The organism is Kitasatospora sp. NPDC059462, assembly GCF_042749955.1.
Taxonomy (GTDB): domain Bacteria; phylum Actinomycetota; class Actinomycetes; order Streptomycetales; family Streptomycetaceae; genus Kitasatospora.
Genome location: NZ_JBHYUU010000101.1, coordinates 16,399 through 30,630 on the forward strand (window position 1 = coordinate 16,399; position 14,232 = coordinate 30,630).

Sequence of the window (14,232 nt, forward strand, 5' to 3'; positions counted from 1 at the left end):
GTGACTATCCTGGCGCCATGCTGACCATCACCCGAGAACTGCGCGACGCGATCGTCGCCCACTCCCGCGCCGACCACCCGGACGAGGCCTGCGGCGTGGTCGCGGGGCCGGAGGGCAGCGGCCGCCCCGAGCGGTTCATCCCGATGCTCAACGCGGCCCGCTCGCCCACCTTCTACGAGTTCGACTCGGGCGACCTGCTCAAGCTCTACCGTGAGATGGACGACCGGGACGAGGAGCCGGTGATCGTCTACCACTCGCACACCGCCACCGAGGCCTACCCCTCGCGCACCGACGTGAGCTACGCCTCCGAACCGAACGCCCACTACGTCCTGGTCTCGACCGCCGAGGGCAACGGCCCGGACGACCCGTACCAGTTCCGCTCGTTCCGCATCGTGGACGGCGTGATCACGGAGGAAGACGTCCAGGTCGTCGAGGCCTACCCGGCCTGACCCGCACCCACCTGGGCGAGGCCCGCCGACCGCCCGCGAGCGGTCGGCGGGCCGTTGCCTTTCCCGGCCCGTCTCGGGATGAGGGACGGACTCGTCCGCATCACGGGACGGGCATGGAGGAGCGGCCCCGGGAATCTATACGATGAGCCCATGCGTTCCGTCGATGTGAGCAACCAGGCCCCGGGCACCCGCCTCGTGGCGCGCCTGCACATCGACCTGTGCCGGCACGCCGGCGCCATCTGTCCCGGCACGCCGGCGCACTCGCGCTGAGCCGCCCGTCCGGCCCGCCCGCGGACACCACCGCCCCGGGCCGCAACGCCCTGCCGCGCCCACTGCGGCCCACCCACCTCACGACTCGCACAGGAGCGCAGCCATGGCCATCGAGGTCCGCATCCCGACCATCCTCCGCACCTACACCGACGGCGCCAAGGCCGTCGAGGGCACCGGCAGCAACCTCGGGGAACTCTTCCACGACCTCGACGCCCGCCACCCGGGCATCGCCGCCCGTCTGCTGGACGGCGGCGAGCTGCGCCGCTTCGTCAACGTCTACCTGAACGACGAGGACGTCCGCTTCCTGGAGGGCATCTCCACCGCCCTCGCCGACGGCGACAGCGTCACCATCCTGCCCGCCGTGGCCGGCGGCGCCCGCTGACCACCCGCCCGGCCCGCCCCGCGCACCGCCCGGGGCGGCCCGGGCCGCCCGCACCGAACCCCACCGCCGCCCGCCGGAGGACCCCTTGCGCTACGACAGCCCGCTCGAAGCCGTCGGCAACACCCCGCTGGTCCGCCTGCCCCGGCTGTCCGCCGCGGTACCGGGCAACACCGAGGGCCTGGTCACCCTCTGGGCGAAGCTGGAGGACCGCAACCCCACCGGCTCCATCAAGGACCGCCCCGCGCTGCACATGATCGAGCGCGCCGAGGCCGACGGCCGGCTCACCCCCGGCTGCACCGTCCTCGAACCCACCAGCGGCAACACCGGCATCTCGCTGGCCATGGCGGCCAAGCTCAAGGGCTACCGGATGGTCTGCGTGATGCCCGAGAACACCAGCGAGGAGCGGCGCGAACTGCTCCGCATGTGGGGCGCCGAGATCATCCCCTCGCCCGCCGCCGGCGGCTCCAACACCGCCGTGCGGATGGCCAAGGAGATCGCCGCCGAGCACCCCGACTGGGTCATGCTCTACCAGTACGGCAACCCCGACAACGCCGGCGCCCACTACACCGGCACCGGTCCCGAGATCCTCGCCGACCTGCCCACCGTCACCCACTTCGTGGCCGGCCTCGGCACCACCGGCACCCTCATGGGCGTCGGCCGCTTCCTGCGCGAGAAGGTCCCCGGGGTGCGGATCGTCGCCGCCGAGCCGCGCTACGACGACCTCGTCTACGGCCTGCGCAACCTCGACGAGGGCTTCGTCCCCGAGCTGTACGACGCCGAGGTGCTCACCACCCGCTTCTCGGTCGGCTCCGCCGACGCCGTCCGGCGCACCCGCGAACTCCTCCAGGAGGAGGGCATCTTCGCCGGCGTCTCCACCGGCGCGATCCTGCATGCGGCGATCGGGGTGGGCCGCAAGGCCGCCCGGGCCGGCGAGCGCGCCGACATCGTCTTCGTGGTCGCCGACGGCGGCTGGAAGTACCTGTCCACCGGGATCTACACCGCCGAGTCCACCGAGGCCGCCGTCGAGGCGCTGCAGGGCCAGCTCTGGGCGTAGGGCGGGTCCGGGGGAGCGGCCCCGGTCCGCGCGAACGGGGGATATGTCCCCGTCGTGCTTCCGGTTCGTCACGGTACGACCACGATGTCCGGTCCGGGACGGGGATTCCCGGACCGCCCGGAAAGGCTGCTCACGAACGTCCCCGCACGCACCAGCGGAGGTGACCCCCCGTGAGACCCCCCGTGAGCCGCGGCACCGACCTGTGGTCGTACGCCGAGATCGCCCGCCACATCAACGTCCAGCCCGAGACCGTGCGCACCTACCGGCGCCACGGCCTGCTGCCCGAACCGGACCTCGTCGACGCCGGCGGCCACCCCCGCTGGTACCCCCGCACCATCCGCGACTGGGCCCGCCGGCGCCCCGGCCACCGCTGACCCGCCGGCGCGGCGCCCCCGCCCCCGCCTCCCCGGCGTTCTGGTGATTCCAGCCACAGCACGGCACGGAGACGGGGGCAAAGCGCCGGTCCGCCCTTACCCTCGACACACGCGCAGGGCAGCGCCTCCGGCCGGTATCCCCGGCCCGCTGTCATGACCAGCGGCAGCCAGGACGTGTCGGGGCGGAGGGGCTCGGATGAAACTGACCGTGGTGGGGTGCTCGGGGAGCTTCCCGTCCGCCGACTCGCCGTGCTCCAGCTACCTGGTGGAGGCCGACGGCTACCGCGTCGTGCTGGACCTCGGCAACGGGGCGCTCGGCGCCCTGCAGAAGTACGTCTCGATCTACGACGTCGACGCCGTCCTGCTCAGCCACCTGCACGCCGACCACTGCGTCGACCTGTGCGCCTACTGGGTCGCCCGCAACTACCGGGCCGAGGGCTGCCCCGACCCGATGCCCGTCTACGGCCCGGCCGGCACCGCCGCACGGATGGCCCGCGCCTACGACATGCCGGAGAACCCGGGGATGAAGGAGGTGTTCGAGTTCCGCACCCTCACCCCCGGCCGCTTCGACCTCGGCCCCTTCCGGATCGACGTCGCCCAGGTCAACCACCCCGTCGACGCCTTCGCCTTCCGGCTCGAACACGGCGGCCGCAGCCTCGTCTACTCCGGCGACACCGGGGAGAGCGCCGAACTCGTCGAGCTCGCCCGGGACACCGACCTCTTCCTCTGCGAGGCCGCCTACCTCGACGGCCGCGACACCTACCGGGCCGTCCACCTCAACGGCCGCGAGGCCGGCGAGCACGCCACCGCGGCCGGCGCCCGCCGGCTCGTCCTCACCCACATCCCCCCGTGGACGGACGCCGAACTCAACCGGCGTGACGCGGCCGCCGCCTACGCCGGACCGGTCGACATCGCCCGGCCCGGCGCGGTCTACGAGGTCTGACCCCTCGCCGGGCCACTGCGCCCGCCGGCCCGCCGGGCCACCGCACCCCCCGGGCTCACTCCACGAACGTCAGCCAGTGCCGGTAGCGCTCGTCCGCACCGGTCACCGCCGCCTCGTAGGCCGCCCGCAGCCGCGCGGTCAGCGGCCCCGGGGCGGCCGGCAGCTCCCGGTCGTCCAGCGAGCGCACCGCCACCACCCCGGCCGCCGTCCCGCACAGGAACACCTCGTCCGCCGCGTACAGGTCCGACCGCAGCAGCGGCTCCACCCGCACCGGCACGTCCAGGTCGCGGGCCAGCGTCAGCAGGGTGTCCTGGGTGATCCCCTCCAGGGCGCCCGCGCTCGGCGGAGGCGTGCGCAGCACCCCGCCCCGCACGACGAACACGTTCTCGCCCGTGCACTCGCCCACCGTGCCGTCCGGGCCGAGCAGCAGCGCCTCGTCGTACCCCGCGTCGGTGGCCTCCCGGCGGGCCAGCACCGCGTTCAGGTACGGGCCGGTCGCCTTCGCGGCGGGCGGCACCGTGTTCGGGTCGGTCCGCCGCCAACTGCTCGTCTTCAGCCTGATCCCGCCCTGCGCGTCCGGCAGTTGGGAGTGCCACGGCCAGCTCGCGATCGCCGTGACGGTCGGCGCGGACCGCATGTCCAGGCCCATCGTGCCGTGGCCCAGGAAGGCGAAGTGCCGCAGGTAGCAGGAGCGGTGGCCGTTGGCCCGCACCAGGTCGACGGTGGCCTTCGCCAGCTCGTCCACCCCGTAGGGCAGTTCCATCCGCAGCATCCGCGCGCTGCGGTGCAGCCGGCGCAGGTGCTCGGGCAGCCGGAACACCGCCGGACCGTCCGCCGTGGCGAACGCCCGGGTGCCCTCCAGCACCCCCGTTCCGTAGTGCAGGCCGTGGGAGAGGACGTGCGTGGTCGCCGCGTGCCACGGCACCGGCGCACCGTCCAGCCAGATCGTCGAAGCCTCGGGAAGAACCGTCATGGGCGCCATCCTGACCACCCCGGCACCCCCGGTCAGCGCCCGGAACGCTGCCGGAACCGGCCATGACCGGGAGCGGAAGCCGCCCGTCTCGCAGGCTGGAAACCCCGGGCGGACCGCCGCACGGCGTGACTACGCTGCGCCGATGGAGAGCCCCGCCGACCGGGACGCCACCCGGCTCTACGCCCGACTGCTCGCCGAACCCGGCCGCCCGCCCGCCGCGTTGCTCCCCGGCTGGGACGAGCACCGGCTCGCCGCCGCCACCGCCGAACTCCTCGCCCTCGGACTGCTGCAGCCCGCCGCGGGCGGCCCCGCCCCGGACCGCGCCCCGGACCGCGCCACCGACCGGGCCGCCGTCTCCGTGGACACCGCGGTCCGGCAACTGCTGCTCGACGCCGACCGGCAGGTCGCCGACCTGGTCGGCGCCCTGCACCGGGCCCGCGACGCGGTGGACCGGCTGCACACCGGCTACCTGCCCGTCCAGGAACGCCACCGCGCCGGCACCGCCCTCGAAGTCGTCCGCGGCGCCGACCGGATCGCCGCCCTGCTGGAGGACGCCGCCCGCGGCGCCCGCACCGAGGCGCTCTCCCTGCGCCCCGGACAGGACCTCTCCGGCCCGGCCCTGGCGGGCAAGCTCGCCCGGGAACGCCTCGCCCTCGCCCACGGCGCAGCGCTGCGCACCATCCACCCGGCCGCCGCGCTGCGCCGCCCGGCGGTGCTCGGGCACGTCCGGGAGCTCACCGCGGCCGGGGCGCGGATCCGGGTGGCCCACTCGCTGCCGCTGTGGCTGATCGTGGTGGACGCCCGGCTGGCGATCCTGCCCGCCCCCGGGGCCGGGCCGGGCGGGGACGCCCCGGTCGCGGAGGCCGCCGTGGTGGTGCGCGAGCCGGCGCTGGTCGCGCTGGTCGCCGAGCTGTTCGAATACTTCTGGTCGGCGGCCTGGACGCCCGGGGAACTCCTGCCGGGCGCGGTCGAGCCGACGGACCGCCATGACGAGGTGCTGCGGCTGCTCGCGGCCGGTCGGACCGATGCGGCGATCGCCCGCAAACTGGAGGTGTCCGAGCGCACGGTGCGCCGGCTGGTCGCCGAACTGACCGCCGGCCTGGGCGCGGAGAGCCGCTTCCAGGCCGGCGTGCACGCCGCCCGGCTGGGCCGGGTCTGATCCGGCCGCGGCGTCAGGGCCGCCCCGGGACCGGCAGGCCGAGGTGGTCGCGCAGCGTCGGGCCGCTGTACTCGGTGCGGAACACCCCGCGCTCCTGGAGCAGCGGCACCACCCGGTCGACGAAGTCGTCCAGCCCGCCGGGGGTGAGGTGCGGGACGAGGATGAAGCCGTCCGCGACGTCGCTCTGCACCTGCTGGTCGATCTGTTCGGCGACGCTCGCCGGGGTGCCGATGAAGCTCTGCCGGCCGGTCACCTCGATCACCAGCTCGCGGCTGCTGAGCCGCTTCTCGGCGGCCACCGCCCGCCACTTGGCGGCGATCTCCAGCGGGTCGCCGAGCGAGGTGCGGCCCTGGACGAGGGAGGAGTCGCGGACCGGGTCGACGGCCGGCAGCGGGCCGTCGACGTCGTGGTCGGAGAGGTCGATGCCCCAGACCTGCTCCAGGTAGGCGATCGCGGTGGCCGGGCCGACCTGGGCGCGGCGGATCGCGGCGGCCCGTTCGACGGCCTCCTCCTCGGTGTCGCCCAGGACGTAGGTGACCCCGGGCATGATCTTCAGCTCGTCCGGCTTGCGCCCGTACGCGGCGAGCCGCCGTTTGACGTCGGCGTGGAAGGCCCGGCCGGCGGCCGGGGTGGAGTGCCGGCTGAAGATCACGTCGGCACTGGCGGCGGCGAACTCGCGGCCCTCCTCGGAGTCGCCGGCCTGGATCACCACCGGGTGGCCCTGCGGCGGCCGGGGCAGCGAGAGGGTGCCCTCGACGTCGAACTGCGGGCCCTGGTGGCGGACCGTGCCGGAGCCCGCCGCGTCCCAGAACTCCCGGGCGAGCGCGACGGACTCGGCCGCCCGGATGTAGCGGTCGGCCCGGTCGAGGTAGCCGCCGCGGCGGAAGTTCTCGCCGGTGAAGGCGTCGGAGGAGGTGACCACGTTCCAGGCGGCCCGGCCGCCGGAGAGGTGGTCCAGCGAGGCGAACCGGCGGGCCAGTTCGTAGGGCTCGTTGAAGGTGGCGTTGACGGTCGCGGCCAGTCCGAGGTGGGTGGTGACGGCGGCGAGCGCGCCGAGCACGGTGATCGACTCGGGGCGGCCGACCACGTCCAGGTCGTGGATGCGGCCCTTGACCTCGCGCAGCCGCAGGCCCTCGGCGAGGAAGAAGAAGTCGAAGCGGCCGCGTTCGGCGGTCGCGGCGAGGTGGCGGAAGGACTCGAAGGCGATCTGGCTGCCGGAGGCCGGGTCGCTCCACACGGTGGTGTTGTTGACGCCGGGGAAGTGCGCGGCGAGGTGGATCTGCTTGAGCGGGCGGTCCGTCATCGGGTCACCTCGGCGGTCGCGGCGGGGTTGCTGCCGGTGGAAGCGGCGGTGGGGGCGGTGGGAACGGTGGGAACGGTCGGGACGGCCGGGGCGGCGATGGTCGCGGCGAGCGCGTAGCGGCTGGCGGGGCGGGCCAGGCCGAGGTGCTCGCGCAGGGTCCGCCCGGTGTAGCCGGCCCGGAACAGGCCGCGCTCGCGCAGCTGCGGCACGACGTGCTCGGCGAGCGCGGTGAGGTCGCGGGCCGGCTCGGCGGGCACCAGGTGGAAGCCGTCGACCCCGCCGCTGCCCTCGGTGATCTCGGTGAGCAGGGCGGCCGCCGCGGCGGCGTCGGGCAGTGCGGCCGGTATCCGGGCCAGGACGCGCAGCGCCTCGCCGCCGCGCAGCCGCAGTTCGGTGGCGGCGGTGAGCCGGGTGGCCCGGTCGGGGGCGTCGAGCAGCACGACGTCGGCGTAGCGGGCGGCGGTGGTGACCCGGGCGCGGCCGCCGGGGCCGGCGTCCGGGGCGAGGTCGGCGGCGGTGACGGTGACCGCGACGACCGGGCGGCCCTGCGGCGGGCGCGGGGTGATGGAGGGGCCGCGGACGGAGAAGTGCGGGCCCTCGAAGTCGATGTAGTGGAGTTTGGCGCGGTCGACGAACCTGCCGGTGGCGAGGTCGCGGATCTCGGCGTCGTCCTCCCAGCTGTCCCAGAGCCGGGTGGCGACCTCGGCGGCGTCGGCGGCCTCGGCCCAGAGTTCGTCGGCCGGGGCGGCGCCCTTGCGGCCGAAGGCCCTGGCCTCGGCCTCGGTGTCGGAGACGCCGACCAGCCAGCCCGCCCGGCCCTCGCTGACCCAGTCCAGGGTGTTGACCGCGATGGAGGTGTGGAACGGCTCGGTGTGGGTGGTGGTGACGGTCGGGACCAGGCCGAGGCCGCGGGTGACCGGGGCGAGCCGGGCGAAGGTGGCGAGCGCGTCCAGCCGCCGCGGTTCGGGGGCGTAGGAGTCGTCGAGGGTGACGAAGTCGAGCGAGGCCCGTTCGGCGAGGCGGGCGAGGGCGGTGAAGTGGGCGGCGTCGACGTGGCCGGGGCTGTCGAGGGCGGCGGAAAGGTGCAGCTGGCGGGGCATGGGCGGCCTTGACTTTCCTGGGACGGAAGCGGGGCGTGCGGTGGTCGCGGAGCGGCCCGCGGTCCCCTGGTGGGGGACGGTGCGGGCGGGTGTGCGGGCACGGGCCGGCCCGCCCGGGGTGCGGGCGGTCGCGGGCGACGGGTGGTGCGCGGGCCGGGGCGCGGCGGGGACGTCAGCCGGGCGGCGGCGGGCGGAACGCTCGGGTCAGCCGCGACACGCCGCGGACCACACGCGACCGAAGTCGATGTGGCTGCGGGTCACCAGCGGGCGGGGGGCGTTCACCGCTTCAGTTGACCAGCGGGTCCGCGGATCCGTCAACCACCGTCTCAGCGGGCGGCCGTCGGGGTGGACACCCGGGCCGTCGGCCTCCGGGCACGCGAACGGCCCCGCCCCGCCACCCGGGGGAGTGGGGGGCGGGGCGGGGCCGTGAGCGGCGTGCGGTGGTGCGGGGGGGTCAGGCCTTGGTGACGTCCTCGACCTCGTCGTCGTCCTCGCGGCCGGGGGTCTTCAGGTCGAACTTCACGATCGCGAAGCGGAACAGGAAGTAGTAGATCGCGGCGAAGACCAGGCCGAGCGGGATGATCATCCACGGGTCGGTGGCCTTGCTCCAGGCGAGCAGGTAGTCGATCAGGCCGCCGGAGAAGGTGAAGCCGTCGTGCACGCCGAGCGCCCAGGTCACGGCCATCGAGACGGCGGTGAGGATGGCGTGGATGACGTACAGCAGCGGGGCGATGAAGACGAAGGCGAACTCGATCGGCTCGGTGACACCGGTCACGAAGGAGGTCAGGGCCAGCGACAGCATCATGCCGGTGACGGCCTTGCGGCGGTGCGGCTTGGCGGTGTGGGCGATGGCGAAGGCGGCGGCCGGCAGGGCGAACATCATGATCGGGAAGAAGCCCGACATGAACTGTCCGGCGGTCGGGTCACCGGCGAAGAAGCGGGTCAGGTCGCCGTGCACGACGGTGCCGTCGGCCTTGGTGAAGTCACCGGTCTGGAACCAGGCGTAGGAGTTCACGAACTGGTGCATGCCGACCGGCAGCAGGCCGCGGTTGACCAGGCCGAACGCGCCGGCGCCGAACGCGCCGGCCCCGATGAGGGTGTCGTTCAGGCTCTTGATGGCGTCGCCGATGGGGCCCCAGGTCAGGGCGAACAGGACACCGACGGCGGTGCCGACGAAGGCCATGATGATCGGGACGAGACGGCGGCCGTTGAAGAAGCCGAGCCAGTCGACCAGCTTGGTGCGGTGGTACTTCTGCCACAGCACGGCGCTGAGCAGACCGATCACGATGCCGCCGAGGACGCCGGGGTTCTGGTACGTCGCGGCGACCCACTTGCCGTCGGCGATGTGGCCCTCGGTGATCGGGAACGCGGTCAGCACGTTCTTGTAGACCAGGAAGCCGACCAGGGCGGCGAGGGCGGTCGAACCGTCGGCCTTCTTGGCGAAGCCGATGGCGATGCCCACCGCGAAGAGCAGCGGCAGGTTGTCGAAGACGCCGTTGCCGGCGGTGGCGAAGACCGCGGCGACCTTGTTCCAGCCGAGGCCGTCCTTGCCGAAGACGTCGTCCTGGCCCAGACGCATCAGCAGACCGGCGGCGGGGAGAACGGCGATGGGCAGCTGGAGGCTGCGGCCGATCTTCTGCAGACCCTGGAGCAGGTTCTGGCCGAACTTCTTCGTGGGACTGGGTGCGGCCGGAGCCGTGGCGGGCGCCGGTGCCTGCGCAGACTGACTCATGGGGGTGGCTTCCTAACGGCAAGGGCGGGTCGGTCGGGGGGAAGGTGCACAGGGGGCCGAACCGCGAACTGGTCTACACCACACGTGGTGTAGACCAGTTTTGTAGCACGGGCGGAGGGGTCGGGGAACCCTCGAAAGCACCGCAGATGGGAAGCGCTATGAAATCGAAACCTAGTTGCGGATCGACGATCTTGATTACCCGCCGTGATTGGCATTTTGGCTATTTGCGCAACAAAAAGCCGCCGCCGCCGAGGACTCCACGGCAGGTCACCGGCCGGTCACCGAGCGGCCGCGCCGCCCTGCGGGGCGGCCTCGACGCCGGGGCCATAGGCCCGCCCGGATATGCCGAAGGCCCCCGGACCGTTGGTCCGGGGGCCTTTTCGGATTCGCGCGCGGTGACGCTCGGTTTATGCCTTGGTCACGTCCTCGACCTCGCTCTCGTCCTCCCGCCCCGGAGTTTTCAGGTCGAATTTCACGATGATGAAGCGGAAGAGCGCGTAGTACACGGCGGCGAAGCCGAGGCCGATCGGAATGATCAGCCACGGCTTGGTGGCCAGCCCCCAGTTGATCACGTAGTCGATCAGGCCGGCCGAGAAGCTGAAGCCGTCGTGCACCCCCAGCCCCCAGGTGACGGCCATCGAGGCGCCGGTCAGCAGCGCGTGCACGCCGTACAGCGCCGGGGCGATGTAGGCGAAGGAGTACTCGATCGGCTCGGTGACACCGGTCACGAAGGAGGTCAGGCCGACCGAGAGCATCAGGCCGTAGATCTCCTTGCGGCGGTGCGGCTTGGCCGCGTGGGCGATGGCGAAGGCGGCGGCCGGCAGGGCGAACATCATGATCGGGAAGAAGCCCGACTGGAACTGCCCGGCGGTCGGGTCGCCCCCGAGGAACCGCGGAATGTCGCCGTGCACGACCGTGCCGTCGGGCTTGGTGAACTCGCCGAACTGGAACCAGACGAAGGTGTTCAGCAATTGGTGCATGCCGATCAGCAGCAGGGCCCGGTTGAACACGCCGAAGATGCCCGCGCCGCCCGCGCCCAGGTCGGCGAGGTTCTGGCTGAACGTGTTGAGGCCGCGGCCGATCGGCGGCCACACCCAGACCGCCACGACGGCGAGCAGCATGCCGACCAGGGCGGTGATCATCGGCACCAGCCGGCGGCCGTTGAAGAAGCCCAGCCAGTCGACCAGCTTGGTGCGGTGGAAGCGCACCCAGAGCCAGGCCGACATCAGGCCGAGCAGGATGCCGCCCAGCACGCCCGGGTTCTGGTACGTCGCGGCCGCCGCCTTCGCCGAGGTGTAGTCCACGCACTGGTCGCTCACCAGCACCGTCGGCGGCTTGCAGTCCTCCGGGAAGGCGTGCAGCACCTTGTAGTAGACGAGGAAGCCGACCACCGCGGCCAGCGCCGTCGAGCCGTCGGCCTTCTTCGCCATGCCGATCGCGACGCCGATGCAGAACAGCATCGGCAGGCCGAGCGAGGAGTCCAGCAGCGCGCCGCCGGCCGCGGCGAAGACCTTGGCGACGTTGTCCCAGCCCAGGCCGTCCTTGCCGAAGACGTCGTCCTGCCCGAGCCGGTTGAGGATGCCGGCGGCCGGGAGCACCGCCACCGGCAGCTGGAGCGAGCGGCCCATCTTCTGGAGGCCGCCGTAGAAGGTGTGCCACCACGTGGTCCGCGGTGCCGTGGCGCCTGCCGAACTCATCCTTCGCCCTCCGAGTGCAGTGTCCGGCCGGTGGCCCCCGCCGGGAGCCTCGGGCGGGGGCCGGGAACACCCGGGGCCCTTCCTGCGTTCATCGGAGTACACATATATTGGTGTAGACCACTTTTGGGACGCAGGCCGCGCGCCGGGAGACGGCCCCACTGTTCGTCATCCTCGGACGCCCGTCCTGGGTCTGCGCGCCGGAATGGGCCGAAAGTGGACTAACGTGGCATATCGGTCCGGCTCGGGTCATGCTGGTCGCGCTGCTCCGCAGCACGCCACGGCACGACCGACCACTGACCACGCGTCACCGTGACCGAGGTCACCGCGCAGGAGACGGCACCCGGCAGAGCAGCCGACGGGCCGCGACAGAGGGAGAAAGCAATGGCCAGCAAGGCTGAGAAGATCGTCGCCGGTCTGGGCGGCATCGACAACATCGAAGAGGTCGAGGGCTGCATCACCCGCCTGCGCACCGAGGTCAAGGACGCCTCCCTGGTCAACGAGGCCGCGCTCAAGGCCGCCGGCGCCCACGGCGTCGTCAAGATGGGCACCGCGATCCAGGTCGTCATCGGCACCGACGCCGACCCGATCGCCGCCGACATCGAGGACATGATGTGAGCTGAGCCCACCAGGCTCACTCCGCCCGGCCCGCCCGCCCCTCCGGCCGGCGGGCCGCGGCACGTCCGGGCACCCCCGCCCGCCCTCCCGGGCAGACCCGGACGCCTCGGGACGTCCCGGGACGCCTCGGAACGTACCCGGAGCACCCACCGAAACCGACTACGCTCGGTGCCTATGTCACGCATCGACGGCCGCACCCCCGACCAGCTCCGCCCCGTCACCATCGAACGGGGCTGGAGCAAGCACGCCGAAGGCTCCGTCCTCATCTCCTACGGCGACACCAAGGTGCTGTGCACCGCCAGCGTCACCGAGGGCGTCCCGCGCTGGCGCAAGGGCAGCGGCGAGGGCTGGGTCACCGCCGAGTACTCCATGCTCCCGCGCGCCACCAACACCCGCGGCGACCGCGAATCCGTCAAGGGCCGCCTCGGCGGCCGCACCCACGAGATCAGCCGGCTCATCGGCCGCTCGCTGCGCGCCGTGGTCGACCACCGCGCCCTCGCCGAGAACACCATCGTCCTCGACTGCGACGTCCTCCAGGCCGACGGCGGCACCCGCACCGCCGCCATCACCGGCGCCTACGTCGCCCTCGTCGACGCCGTCACCTGGGCCCGCGAGCGCAAGCTGCTGCGCGCCAAGGGCAAGCCGATCACCGGCGGCGTCAGCGCCGTCAGCGTCGGCATCATCGACGGCGTCCCGATGCTCGACCTCCAGTACGAGGAGGACGTCCGCGCCGAGACCGACATGAACATCGTCTGCACCTCCGACGGCCGCTTCGTGGAGGTCCAGGGCACCGCCGAGGGCGCCCCCTTCGACCGCGCGCTCCTCGACCGCCTGCTCGACCTCGGCACCCTCGGCTGCGCCGAGCTCGACGAGGTCCAGCGCAAGGTCCTGGGCGAGCTGGAGGCCTGACCCTCCGGGGCCCCCTACCCCCTGAGGCAACGCCTCCGCTTGGGTTTCCGGAAATCACCGGGCTCCGGGCCCGGCCGCTGTACACGCCGGGTCCGGAGCCCGTACGGTTCCCGCAGCAGCACCCGTTGCGGGAACCGCGCACCCCTCAGCGCGCGTCCTTCCCTTCCGGATACCCGCGCACCCAGGAGGACCGGATGCCCCAGAGCATCGCCCGCCCCACCATGCTCGCCGTGGCCGGCCTGATCGCCATCCTCCCGCTCAGCGCGGTCAGTTGCTCCGCCGCCCAGAAGGCCATCGACTGCGGCAACACCACCGTCAAGATCGCCGACGACATCAACGAGGTCCGCGACGCCTACGGCAACGCGAGCAACGACGCGGCGGCCGCCGGGCAGGCGATCCAGAAGCTGAAGAACGACCTCGACCAGCTGGGCAAGAACTCCGAGGACACCGACGTCGCCCAGGCCATCACCGACCTCGGCACCCAGGTCGACAAGGTCCAGCAGGCGATCAACAACAAGCAGGTGCCGGACTTCAAGCCGCTCGGCGACGCCGCCTCGAACCTCACCAAGGTCTGCGTGAGCTGACGCGGGATCATCCCTCCCGTCCGGTTTAGGGTGGGTTCATGACCACTCGACTCATCCTCGCCACCCGTAACCAGCACAAGGTCGCCGAACTGCGCGACATCCTCGGCGACGCCGGCCTGGACGTCGAACTGGTCGGCGCCGACGCCTACCCGGAGATCCCCGACGTCCCCGAGACCGGCGTCACCTTCGCCGAGAACGCCCTGCTCAAGGCGCACGCGCTGGCCCGCGCCACCGGCCTGCCGGCCGTCGCCGACGACTCCGGCCTGTGCGTGGACGTCCTGAACGGCGCCCCCGGCATCTTCTCCGCCCGCTGGTCCGGCCGGCACGGCGACGACCGCGCCAACCTCGACCTGCTGCTCGCCCAGCTCTCCGACATCGCGCCCGAGCACCGCGGCGCCCACTTCTTCTGCGCCGCCGCCCTCGCCCTCCCCGACGGCACCGAGCGCGTCGTCGAGGGCCGCCTCCTCGGCACCCTGCGCACCGCCCCCGCCGGCACCGGCGGCTTCGGCTACGACCCGATCCTCCAGCCCCTCGGCGAATCCCGCACCTGCGCCGAACTCACCCCCGCCGAGAAGAACGCCATCAGCCACCGCGGCCAGGCCTTCCGCGCCCTCGCCCCGGTCGTGAAGACCCTCCTCGGCTGAGGACCGCAGAAAGGGCAGCGGCCCGCTTGCCTTCGATCCGAAGG

At 73.1% G+C, this 14,232-nt stretch carries 16 protein-coding genes; 11 read left to right on the top strand and 5 right to left on the bottom strand.

Features of this window, described 5'->3' with window-relative positions; genetic code table 11:
* Positions 1 to 17 precede the first annotated feature (17 nt).
* From ACFXAM_RS23710 to ACFXAM_RS23735, 6 genes are all read left to right on the top strand, one after another.
* Positions 18 to 449, top strand: a complete 432-nt coding sequence (locus ACFXAM_RS23710; RefSeq protein ID WP_380294228.1) for a Mov34/MPN/PAD-1 family protein — start codon at positions 18 to 20, stop codon at positions 447 to 449.
* A gap of 150 nt (positions 450 to 599) precedes the next feature.
* Positions 600 to 719, top strand: coding sequence for a putative leader peptide (locus tag ACFXAM_RS23715; RefSeq protein WP_380294229.1), 120 nt, complete (start codon positions 600 to 602; stop codon positions 717 to 719).
* Positions 720 to 822: 103 nt separating this feature from the next.
* Positions 823 to 1,101: a MoaD/ThiS family protein gene (locus ACFXAM_RS23720; protein ID WP_350544771.1), complete on the top strand. Its 279-nt coding sequence runs from the start codon at positions 823 to 825 to the stop codon at positions 1,099 to 1,101.
* Between the two features lie 85 nt (positions 1,102 to 1,186).
* Positions 1,187 to 2,155 (top strand): PLP-dependent cysteine synthase family protein, encoded by a 969-nt coding sequence (locus tag ACFXAM_RS23725; protein WP_380294230.1) that lies wholly within the window; start codon positions 1,187 to 1,189, stop codon positions 2,153 to 2,155.
* Between the two features lie 170 nt (positions 2,156 to 2,325).
* On the top strand, positions 2,326 to 2,529 hold the full coding sequence (locus ACFXAM_RS23730) for a MerR family transcriptional regulator (RefSeq protein ID WP_380294231.1): 204 nt from the start codon (positions 2,326 to 2,328) through the stop codon (positions 2,527 to 2,529).
* 196 nt (positions 2,530 to 2,725) lie between these two features.
* Positions 2,726 to 3,472, top strand: coding sequence for an MBL fold metallo-hydrolase (locus tag ACFXAM_RS23735; protein WP_380294232.1), 747 nt, complete (start codon positions 2,726 to 2,728; stop codon positions 3,470 to 3,472).
* A gap of 55 nt (positions 3,473 to 3,527) precedes the next feature.
* On the opposite strand, the gene ACFXAM_RS23740 is transcribed toward ACFXAM_RS23735, so the two are convergent.
* Positions 3,528 to 4,445 (bottom strand): branched-chain amino acid transaminase, encoded by a 918-nt coding sequence (locus ACFXAM_RS23740; RefSeq protein ID WP_380294233.1) that lies wholly within the window; start codon positions 4,443 to 4,445, stop codon positions 3,528 to 3,530.
* A 142-nt stretch (positions 4,446 to 4,587) separates the two neighbouring features.
* Here ACFXAM_RS23740 and ACFXAM_RS23745 point away from each other — a divergent pair, with 142 nt between their 5' ends.
* Entirely contained in the window at positions 4,588 to 5,604 is a 1,017-nt protein-coding gene (locus tag ACFXAM_RS23745) for a LuxR C-terminal-related transcriptional regulator (RefSeq protein WP_380294234.1), read from the top strand.
* Positions 5,605 to 5,617: 13 nt separating this feature from the next.
* Here the strand turns inward: ACFXAM_RS23745 and ACFXAM_RS23750 are convergent, their stop codons facing one another.
* From ACFXAM_RS23750 to ACFXAM_RS23765, 4 genes are all read right to left on the bottom strand, one after another.
* Entirely contained in the window at positions 5,618 to 6,907 is a 1,290-nt protein-coding gene (locus ACFXAM_RS23750) for an LLM class flavin-dependent oxidoreductase (protein ID WP_380294235.1), read from the bottom strand.
* Positions 6,904 to 8,007: an LLM class flavin-dependent oxidoreductase gene (locus tag ACFXAM_RS23755; RefSeq protein ID WP_380294236.1), complete on the bottom strand. Its 1,104-nt coding sequence runs from the start codon at positions 8,005 to 8,007 to the stop codon at positions 6,904 to 6,906. The genes ACFXAM_RS23750 and ACFXAM_RS23755 overlap by 4 nt, the downstream gene beginning before the upstream one ends.
* Before the next feature lie 454 nt (positions 8,008 to 8,461).
* Positions 8,462 to 9,739 (bottom strand): PTS transporter subunit EIIC, encoded by a 1,278-nt coding sequence (locus ACFXAM_RS23760; RefSeq protein WP_380294237.1) that lies wholly within the window; start codon positions 9,737 to 9,739, stop codon positions 8,462 to 8,464.
* A gap of 407 nt (positions 9,740 to 10,146) precedes the next feature.
* The gene (locus tag ACFXAM_RS23765) at positions 10,147 to 11,436 is read right to left on the bottom strand and encodes a PTS transporter subunit EIIC (RefSeq protein WP_380294238.1); all 1,290 of its coding nucleotides are present in this window, start codon (positions 11,434 to 11,436) and stop codon (positions 10,147 to 10,149) included.
* 381 nt (positions 11,437 to 11,817) lie between these two features.
* Between ACFXAM_RS23765 and ACFXAM_RS23770 the strand changes: the two genes are divergently transcribed.
* From ACFXAM_RS23770 to rdgB, 4 genes are all read left to right on the top strand, one after another.
* Positions 11,818 to 12,051 carry a glucose PTS transporter subunit EIIB gene (locus ACFXAM_RS23770; RefSeq protein ID WP_063349220.1) on the top strand — a complete coding sequence of 78 codons (234 nt, stop codon included), beginning with the start codon at positions 11,818 to 11,820 and terminating at the stop codon, positions 12,049 to 12,051.
* A gap of 174 nt (positions 12,052 to 12,225) precedes the next feature.
* Positions 12,226 to 12,960 carry a ribonuclease PH gene (rph, locus tag ACFXAM_RS23775; protein ID WP_380294239.1) on the top strand — a complete coding sequence of 245 codons (735 nt, stop codon included), beginning with the start codon at positions 12,226 to 12,228 and terminating at the stop codon, positions 12,958 to 12,960.
* 194 nt (positions 12,961 to 13,154) lie between these two features.
* Positions 13,155 to 13,544 (top strand): hypothetical protein, encoded by a 390-nt coding sequence (locus ACFXAM_RS23780; protein ID WP_380294240.1) that lies wholly within the window; start codon positions 13,155 to 13,157, stop codon positions 13,542 to 13,544.
* A gap of 38 nt (positions 13,545 to 13,582) precedes the next feature.
* Positions 13,583 to 14,188 carry an RdgB/HAM1 family non-canonical purine NTP pyrophosphatase gene (gene rdgB, locus ACFXAM_RS23785; protein WP_380294241.1) on the top strand — a complete coding sequence of 202 codons (606 nt, stop codon included), beginning with the start codon at positions 13,583 to 13,585 and terminating at the stop codon, positions 14,186 to 14,188.
* Positions 14,189 to 14,232: the final 44 nt, after the last annotated feature.

Bases quoted from the DNA above. Each gene is read 5' to 3' on its own strand.
- ACFXAM_RS23710 (WP_380294228.1), top strand. From the start codon at position 18: ATGCTGACCATCACCCGAGAACTGCGCGACGCGATCGTCGCCCACTCC.
- ACFXAM_RS23715 (WP_380294229.1), top strand. From the start codon at position 600: ATGCGTTCCGTCGATGTGAGCAACCAGGCCCCGGGCACCCGCCTCGTG.
- ACFXAM_RS23720 (WP_350544771.1), top strand. From the start codon at position 823: ATGGCCATCGAGGTCCGCATCCCGACCATCCTCCGCACCTACACCGAC.
- ACFXAM_RS23735 (WP_380294232.1), top strand. From the start codon at position 2,726: ATGAAACTGACCGTGGTGGGGTGCTCGGGGAGCTTCCCGTCCGCCGAC.
- ACFXAM_RS23740 (WP_380294233.1), bottom strand. From the start codon at position 4,445: ATGACGGTTCTTCCCGAGGCTTCGACGATCTGGCTGGACGGTGCGCCG.
- ACFXAM_RS23745 (WP_380294234.1), top strand. From the start codon at position 4,588: ATGGAGAGCCCCGCCGACCGGGACGCCACCCGGCTCTACGCCCGACTG.
- ACFXAM_RS23750 (WP_380294235.1), bottom strand. From the start codon at position 6,907: ATGACGGACCGCCCGCTCAAGCAGATCCACCTCGCCGCGCACTTCCCC.
- ACFXAM_RS23755 (WP_380294236.1), bottom strand. From the start codon at position 8,007: ATGCCCCGCCAGCTGCACCTTTCCGCCGCCCTCGACAGCCCCGGCCAC.
- ACFXAM_RS23760 (WP_380294237.1), bottom strand. From the start codon at position 9,739: ATGAGTCAGTCTGCGCAGGCACCGGCGCCCGCCACGGCTCCGGCCGCA.
- ACFXAM_RS23765 (WP_380294238.1), bottom strand. From the start codon at position 11,436: ATGAGTTCGGCAGGCGCCACGGCACCGCGGACCACGTGGTGGCACACC.
- ACFXAM_RS23770 (WP_063349220.1), top strand. From the start codon at position 11,818: ATGGCCAGCAAGGCTGAGAAGATCGTCGCCGGTCTGGGCGGCATCGAC.
- rph (WP_380294239.1), top strand. From the start codon at position 12,226: ATGTCACGCATCGACGGCCGCACCCCCGACCAGCTCCGCCCCGTCACC.
- ACFXAM_RS23780 (WP_380294240.1), top strand. From the start codon at position 13,155: ATGCCCCAGAGCATCGCCCGCCCCACCATGCTCGCCGTGGCCGGCCTG.
- rdgB (WP_380294241.1), top strand. From the start codon at position 13,583: ATGACCACTCGACTCATCCTCGCCACCCGTAACCAGCACAAGGTCGCC.